This is a genomic window from Pseudomonas sp. RA_105y_Pfl2_P56 (assembly GCF_963970845.1).
GTDB classification, from domain to species: Bacteria; Pseudomonadota; Gammaproteobacteria; order Pseudomonadales; family Pseudomonadaceae; genus Aquipseudomonas; species Aquipseudomonas baetica_A.
In genome coordinates, this window is the sequence record NZ_CAXAPL010000028.1 from 77,769 (window position 1) to 84,206 (window position 6,438).

At 50.8% G+C, this 6,438-nt stretch carries 8 protein-coding genes; 6 read left to right on the forward strand and 2 right to left on the reverse strand.

The features are described 5' to 3' along the window. Nucleotides 1-69: 69 nt before the first annotated feature. The gene (locus tag AACY11_RS19185; protein ID WP_339495530.1) at nt 70-1,098 is read right to left on the reverse strand and encodes an MraY family glycosyltransferase; all 1,029 of its coding nucleotides are present in this window, start codon (nt 1,096-1,098) and stop codon (nt 70-72) included. A 349-nt stretch (nt 1,099-1,447) separates the two neighbouring features. On the opposite strand from AACY11_RS19185, the gene AACY11_RS19190 reads away from it, so the two are divergent. The 6 genes from AACY11_RS19190 to AACY11_RS19215 are packed head-to-tail and all read left to right on the forward strand — an operon-like array spanning nt 1,448 to nt 6,220. Beyond that, nucleotides 1,448-2,467 carry a glycosyltransferase gene (locus tag AACY11_RS19190; protein WP_339495524.1) on the forward strand — a complete coding sequence of 340 codons (1,020 nt, stop codon included), beginning with the start codon at nt 1,448-1,450 and terminating at the stop codon, nt 2,465-2,467. After that, entirely contained in the window at nt 2,467-3,615 is a 1,149-nt protein-coding gene (locus AACY11_RS19195; protein WP_339495525.1) for an NAD(P)/FAD-dependent oxidoreductase, read from the forward strand. The genes AACY11_RS19190 and AACY11_RS19195 overlap by 1 nt, the downstream gene beginning before the upstream one ends. A 5-nt stretch (nt 3,616-3,620) precedes the next feature. Then, the gene (locus tag AACY11_RS19200) at nt 3,621-4,358 is read left to right on the forward strand and encodes a glycosyltransferase (protein ID WP_339495526.1); all 738 of its coding nucleotides are present in this window, start codon (nt 3,621-3,623) and stop codon (nt 4,356-4,358) included. Continuing rightward, entirely contained in the window at nt 4,355-5,302 is a 948-nt protein-coding gene (locus AACY11_RS19205) for an aldo/keto reductase (RefSeq protein ID WP_339495527.1), read from the forward strand. Before AACY11_RS19200 ends, AACY11_RS19205 begins: the two co-directional genes overlap by 4 nt. Before the next feature lie 15 nt (nt 5,303-5,317). Continuing rightward, nucleotides 5,318-5,686 carry a GtrA family protein gene (locus tag AACY11_RS19210; RefSeq protein ID WP_339495528.1) on the forward strand — a complete coding sequence of 123 codons (369 nt, stop codon included), beginning with the start codon at nt 5,318-5,320 and terminating at the stop codon, nt 5,684-5,686. A gap of 39 nt (nt 5,687-5,725) precedes the next feature. Then, a complete protein-coding gene (locus AACY11_RS19215) occupies nt 5,726-6,220 on the forward strand; it encodes a hypothetical protein (RefSeq protein ID WP_339495529.1) in 495 nt (164 codons plus the stop codon). 122 nt (nt 6,221-6,342) lie between these two features. Here AACY11_RS19215 and AACY11_RS19220 read toward each other — a convergent pair. Further along, nucleotides 6,343-6,438: transposase domain-containing protein (locus AACY11_RS19220; protein ID WP_339495501.1), on the reverse strand; the 96-nt coding region annotated here is incomplete at its 5' end.

Below are 6,438 nucleotides of genomic sequence, written 5' to 3' on the forward strand. Positions count from 1 at the left end.
CGCATTACCCTGCTAAATCCGCACTCATTGTACGTAATATTTTGACACCCAACCGATTTTGTCTATCAATCACCGGACAACGGTTTTGACTTCGAGTTCTCCTGCATGAAACTTCATCGCGAGGACCAGTAACGGAAGGTACGCAATTATCAGCCCCACCCCACCGTCCAGCCCACCGACTACTACGTAAAACGCTATGGGCAATAACCACAGCACATTGATCAAGGCAACGGCTGCTGTCACCGGCAAATGTCGGCCATATCGACGTGACGCATATTGATAAGCGTGACTTCTATGAGCCTCGTACACTTTGTCGCCGCGCAACAAACGTCGAAGCAACGTGAAGGTGGCATCAACGATGAACACGCCTAGCAAAACAAGCCAGCCCCAGAGGAAATCCGGATTTATCGAGATTGCCTGCAATGACAGAACGCCCAGTATCATCCCCAGAAATCCGCTTCCTGCATCCCCCATGAAAATTTTTGCCGGTGGAAAATTCCACAGAAGAAATCCCAGGACTGCCATGCTCAGCAGCAAAGGTGCCCAGACAAGACTTGGCTGCCCGCTTGACCAATACAGAACACAAACAGCACCACAGACACTGATTGCTTCCACACTCGCCAGTCCATCGATCCCATCCATGAAGTTGTACAGATTCAACATCCATACCAGATAGAACAGCGCGAAGAAATGGCCGACCCAGCCAAGATCGAAGCGCAATCCGAACACCTCCACCGGTGCCAGCCCGCCGGTCCAGCCCAGCACCCACAGCGCCGCACCAAAGTGCCCGAGCAGACGCCAGCGAGCGGCAATATGACCGTGATCATCCATAAACCCGATCAGAGCTACCAACCCGCCCGCACCGGCAGCACCGAGAAAAAAATGAAGATCGATTACACCCGTCAACCACATCGTCAGCAGACCACATAAAAACGTCACAACGATCGATACGCCGCCGCCACGCGGTGTAGGAATCGTGTGGGAACTGCGATCATTGGGTACGTCGAGCATGCTGCGAGCCAGAGCATATCGGCGAAGGCCCGCGGTCAATGCGAATGAAAAAATGCAGATTGCGGGCATGAGCCACCAGAAAATCATTGAGTACATCACTCCGAACTGTAAAACGGCATATGCAATACCTACCCACGTCTTTAGGCAGTGGGCGAGGCAATAAAAAATCAGGGCCACGAACTAACGCTCTATCGCCCGCCTGTAGGGGCGAGCGGAACGGCCCCCGCCATGAAAATATCCAAGGATACACGACGAGGTGTCCGCCGAATGCATCGCAACAGGCTAATGTGCAGTACTGCCTGAGCGCTTCCTGCACAATCATGTGCAAAAGCCATGAACGAAAAGGGTGACGAGACCTACCGTGCAGATTAAGATTACGCGCTTTTTTTTGAAATTATAGGCGACAGCCCACGGCTGACGTCGCGAGGAACTCTAAATGGTGTTTTTTCCGGTATTTCTTTCGGTTGTTTTCGTAGTTCGCAACCAATCCAACCATATTGGAAGTATCCTGGCAGACGCAGTCGAGCGGATGTCTACACTCGTCAGTGACTATGAACTAATTGTTGTCGACAACGCTTCAGACGATGACAGCATATCGATATTAAAAAGTCTGACTGCCGAAAACGGTTTACCCAACTTGCAAGTTTACGCCTTGACTAAAGAAGTCGATGCCGACACTGCTTCATGGGCAGGTCTGGAAAATGCCTTGGGCGATTTCGTCGCCGTAATCGACCCACTTGTTGATGACATCGCTTTTCTGCCAGAAATGCTCGATAAGGCGGTCAGCGGTGCAGACGTGGTTTTCGCCAAAAACAAACAGAAACCGCCACAAAGCCTCGCCTACGAGTTCGCTTACTCCGTCTTCAACAAAGTCTATAAATCGTTCAACGGAATTCATCTCGCCACCGATGCGCCTCAATATCGAGTGCTCAGCAAGCGAGTAATCAACTTTATTCTTCAGCATCCTCAGCCGTCGGTCACTTATCGCCACTTGCCGGCGACAGGCGGTTTTGCACGAGCCAACCTGAACTACAGCTCGAGCCCTCGCGTCACACAGAGGAAACGACTGCGCGAAAGTATTGATCGAGGTATGTTGTTATTAGTGTCGACGACTCGTGCGCCGATGCGCCTGGTCACTTCACTTTCACTGTTTGGGGCTGTCGCAAATCTGTTTTACTGTTTTTATGTCGTCGGTAGCGGCTTCCTTAAAACCGATATAGCGCCGGGCTGGGTCAGTCTTTCCTTACAGCAGTCCGGGATGTTTTTCCTGATCTCGCTGGTGCTTTTGGTGTTGGGTGAATACATCCTGCACATGACCAGTCTTTCAAATGAGGGGCCGCTCTACCATATTGCCCAGGAATTCACGAGCGCACGAATCACCCGTCAGGAAAAACTGAATATCGAGGAAGTTGCGTCGCCTCAGGCGAGTCCATCCGCCTGCGACCGAGCTGTGTGATGCCGACGACCAACATGCAGGACGCGGTCATTATCGGTGGAGGATTCTACGGCGCAGCCATCGCGGTTTATCTGGCCAAACAACGCGGCATGAAGCGAGTCACCCTCATAGAGCGTGAGTCGTCACTGCTTAGCCGTGCCTCATATAACAATCAGGCACGCGTGCACAACGGTTACCACTACCCGCGAAGCTTCACTACTGCGTACCGAAGCCGGATTAACCTGCCGAAATTCGTTCAGGACTGGCCTGATGCGGTGAAACAGGACTTCACCAAACTATACGCAATCGCTCGTCGCAACTCGAAAGTCACGGCCAATCAGTTCGAACGCTTCTACCGGGAAATCGGCGCAAAGATAGAATTGGCCAGCCCGACGCTTCGAGCGCTGTTCGAACCGCGCCTGATCGAAGAAGTTTATCTGGTTGAAGAGTATGCGTTCGACTCAACGCAACTGGCCAAGTGGGCGTCACGGGAGCTGCTGGAAAGCGGTGTCAATATTCGCCTGCAAACCCAGGCTGTGGCTATAAGCAACAGCCCGAATCAGTCGTTGAACGTGACCCTCGCCGCCGATGGCAAAGAAAAGGAACAGGTCAGCACTCGATACGTTTTCAACTGCACCTACAGTGGCCTGAATCAGTTTGGAGGCGACTTTCCGGGCACTCGCACTGCGCTCAAGCAGGAAATCACTGAAATGGCGCTTATGCAGATGCCGCCCGCACTTTGCGATCTGGGTATCACCGTGATGGATGGGCCATTCTTTTCAGTAATGCCCTTTCCAGCACGCGGTTTGCATACCGTCTCGCATGTTCGCTACACACCACATATGCATTGGTCCGATGAACCTGGCTCCGATCCATATCAAAAGCTGGACAACTATCAAAGGGACACTCGTGTAGATCGAATGATCCGCGACATTGGCCGGTACTTGCCTTCAGTCATGGATTCCAAATACGTTGATTCACTTTTCGAAGTCAAAACAATTCTCAGCAAAAACGAAGGCGACGACGGGCGACCCATTTTGTTCGAGAAACACGAAACGCTTCCAGGTTGCTACTCCATCCTCGGCGGAAAAATCGACAATATTTATGACGTGCTGGAAAAGCTCGATACTGAAAATCTGTCCAGCCGGCCCTCACCTACTTCTGAGTAAACACCATGAATTCGTTGATTGAAATTACTATTCCCATCTTGAATGAAGAGTCGACGCTGGCTGAACAGGTCCACAAAACCCACAACTATATTCAAAGTCACTTGAGCGACATTGGCACTATTCGTATCGTCCTTGCAGACAACGGGTCTACCGATCGAACTCAAGAAATTGCTCTGGAACTGGAAAAAAATCTTCCGGATTTAAGATACCTGCGCCTTGAAGAGCGAGGCGTAGGCCGAGCCCTCAAAGCGTCTTGGTCCCAATCGACTGCCGAAATTGTCGGCTACATGGATCTCGACCTGGCCACCGACTTGAGCCACCTGCGTCCGGCACTTGAGGCACTGAAAGCCAACAAGGCAGATATTGTTACCGGTTCGCGCCTTGCAAAGGGCGCTAAGGTCATTGGACGTAAACCGCTCAGAAACGTTACCAGTTTCGGTTTCAACCTCATCGTCAAACTCATTTTCCGCACGTCGTTCAGCGATGGCATGTGCGGATTCAAGTTTCTCCAGAGACGCGTCCTCACCCCCCTGATGCAAACGGGCGCCAACAGTGACGGGTGGTTCTTTGCAACTGAGGTGCTGATTACCGGTGAGCACTTGAAATACCGCGTGATGGACCTGCCTGTCACTTGGACCGATGATCCGAACTCGAAGGTGAAGGTTCTAAAACTGACCATCGAGTACCTAAAGGCGATGGCTTCCCTGCGCCAACGACTCAAAAATCCTCAACGTGAAGCATGAATATGTCGAAACTCACACCAGACAATAAGCAGTTGGTGCTCGGCACAGCATTGTGGGGTTGGGGTATAGAGCGCGAACAGGCCTACCAGCTCCTTGAGCAGTTTTTGCTCAGTGGCGGCACAATGGTCGACACCGCAGCGAACTATCCCATCAATAAGCGCCAAGAAGACTTCGGTCTGGCTGTTCGCTGGATCGCTGACTGGGTCGCGCACAACGGCAACTCTAAACTGGCACTGACGGTCAAAATCGGCTCGACGGATAATCTGGGGTCGCCAGACGTTAATTTGGCGCCTGACGATATTGATCGTGCATCCAGCATCCTGAGCGGTCAGTTCGGCTCGGCACTTTCCTGCGTTTCGATCCACTGGGATAATCGCTCTGAGGATGATGTGCAAGGCGCAACAATCGCAGAGACCGTAGAGGCCATGTCCAGGCTTGAGCGGCAGGGCCTTGGTATCGGACTTTCTGGAATCAGGCATCCAGAGGTTTACTACAAGGCCAATCCGTCGCTGGCGCAAAAATGGGCTATTCAAGTCAAGGAAAACTTCAAGACCCATGCCGCTCGCACTGCCTACGAAGCCTGGTTTCCTGATGCGAAATACCTGGCCTACGGTATCAACCTGGGCGGTCTGAAAACTGAAGCAACCAAAACGAACAGCTCAATGGAGTTGCGCAACATCAATATTCCCCATGCGTTTACAGAAAAGCTTGTGGAATTCATTAACGCGCCGCACGAATTCGAACCAAGACCGACAACACTTAACGAATTGGCTCTCGCCGCCTCGTTTGTGAACCCTGCGCTGTCGGGAATCGTCATTGGCCCGAGAAACACCGAGCAACTGGACAGCACACTCGGCTACTGGAAATTACTGCAGGCGCAAGCAGATAAAAGCAAAGGACAGAAAATCTTCAATCAACTGTTCGAAGAATTACCGTCCGACTAGGAAGACTCACTGAGAATGCAAGCGCTTAAATACATTTTTGCAGGCGTCGCCAACACGGCCATCGGCTATGGCGTATTCCTGCTGCTGGTCAGCCTTTTTGATATGAATCCTTCTTATGCGAATGCGATTGGTTATGTGATTGCCCTGATCGCCGCTTTCGTGCTCAATAAAAAATTTGTATTCAATCAATCGACAACTGATCGAAGCACAATTCCCAAATTCATTTTTGCGTTCAGCATCTCATTTGCCATTAACCAACTGATCCTCCTTGCTGGCTATCGGTGGATGGGGCTTGATGCAGAAATTGCGCAAATATTTGCGATGATTTCTTATACGGTAGCATTCTACGTATTGAACAAAACGCTCGTCTTCAATAAAAGTTAAACCAATACATTCACCCCAAAAAAAATCGAGGGTTTGGACATGCCACAGTATTCCCCCTTGACGAAAAAACAAACGATTAATCCATGGACACTAGCATATGGGATTGCCCTAGGACTTTCGCTCGTCATAGGCGCCACGCTATTTTTGGCGAACAATACAAATATACGCAAGCGACTTCCACCAAAGACCGGCAATATCCCGGAGTTACGGGCTAGCATTGAACATTGTGAAATAGGAGCATTCTGGATATCTGTCAGTGGATGGGCGCACCGGGATCTGCCTGACGACTCCATTAAAATCTATCTTTTCGCCACCGGTAACAAGGGCGCGATACAGTTACTCGCGCGCCGCTTAACTAGAAAAGATGTCAGCGATTTTCTAAAAATAGAAAGCGACTTCCATCTCCATGGTTTTTACGCCTCGGCAGTGCGCTATAAGCTCCGCAAGCGCTATGGGGCATCGTTAGAACTCTATGTCGAGGATTCTAAAGGTGTTATGCACTATGGAGGCGAAAATGTCTGCACCCAAAAATGACCATCCCCCGTACATTGTGGCTTTATTTTCATTATTTCTAGCGACGCTCTACCTGTGCTTCTACTTCATGCTGAGCATCAAACCCTCATCCGTAAGCGTATGGGGAATACGCCTTGCGTAGATCAGCCAGGCATCCATTGATGCGGCAGTAGATGCTCGATCTCACTGGCTTTCTGCGTCGGCAATCGCGTCAGTACATCCTTGAGATACGCGTACGG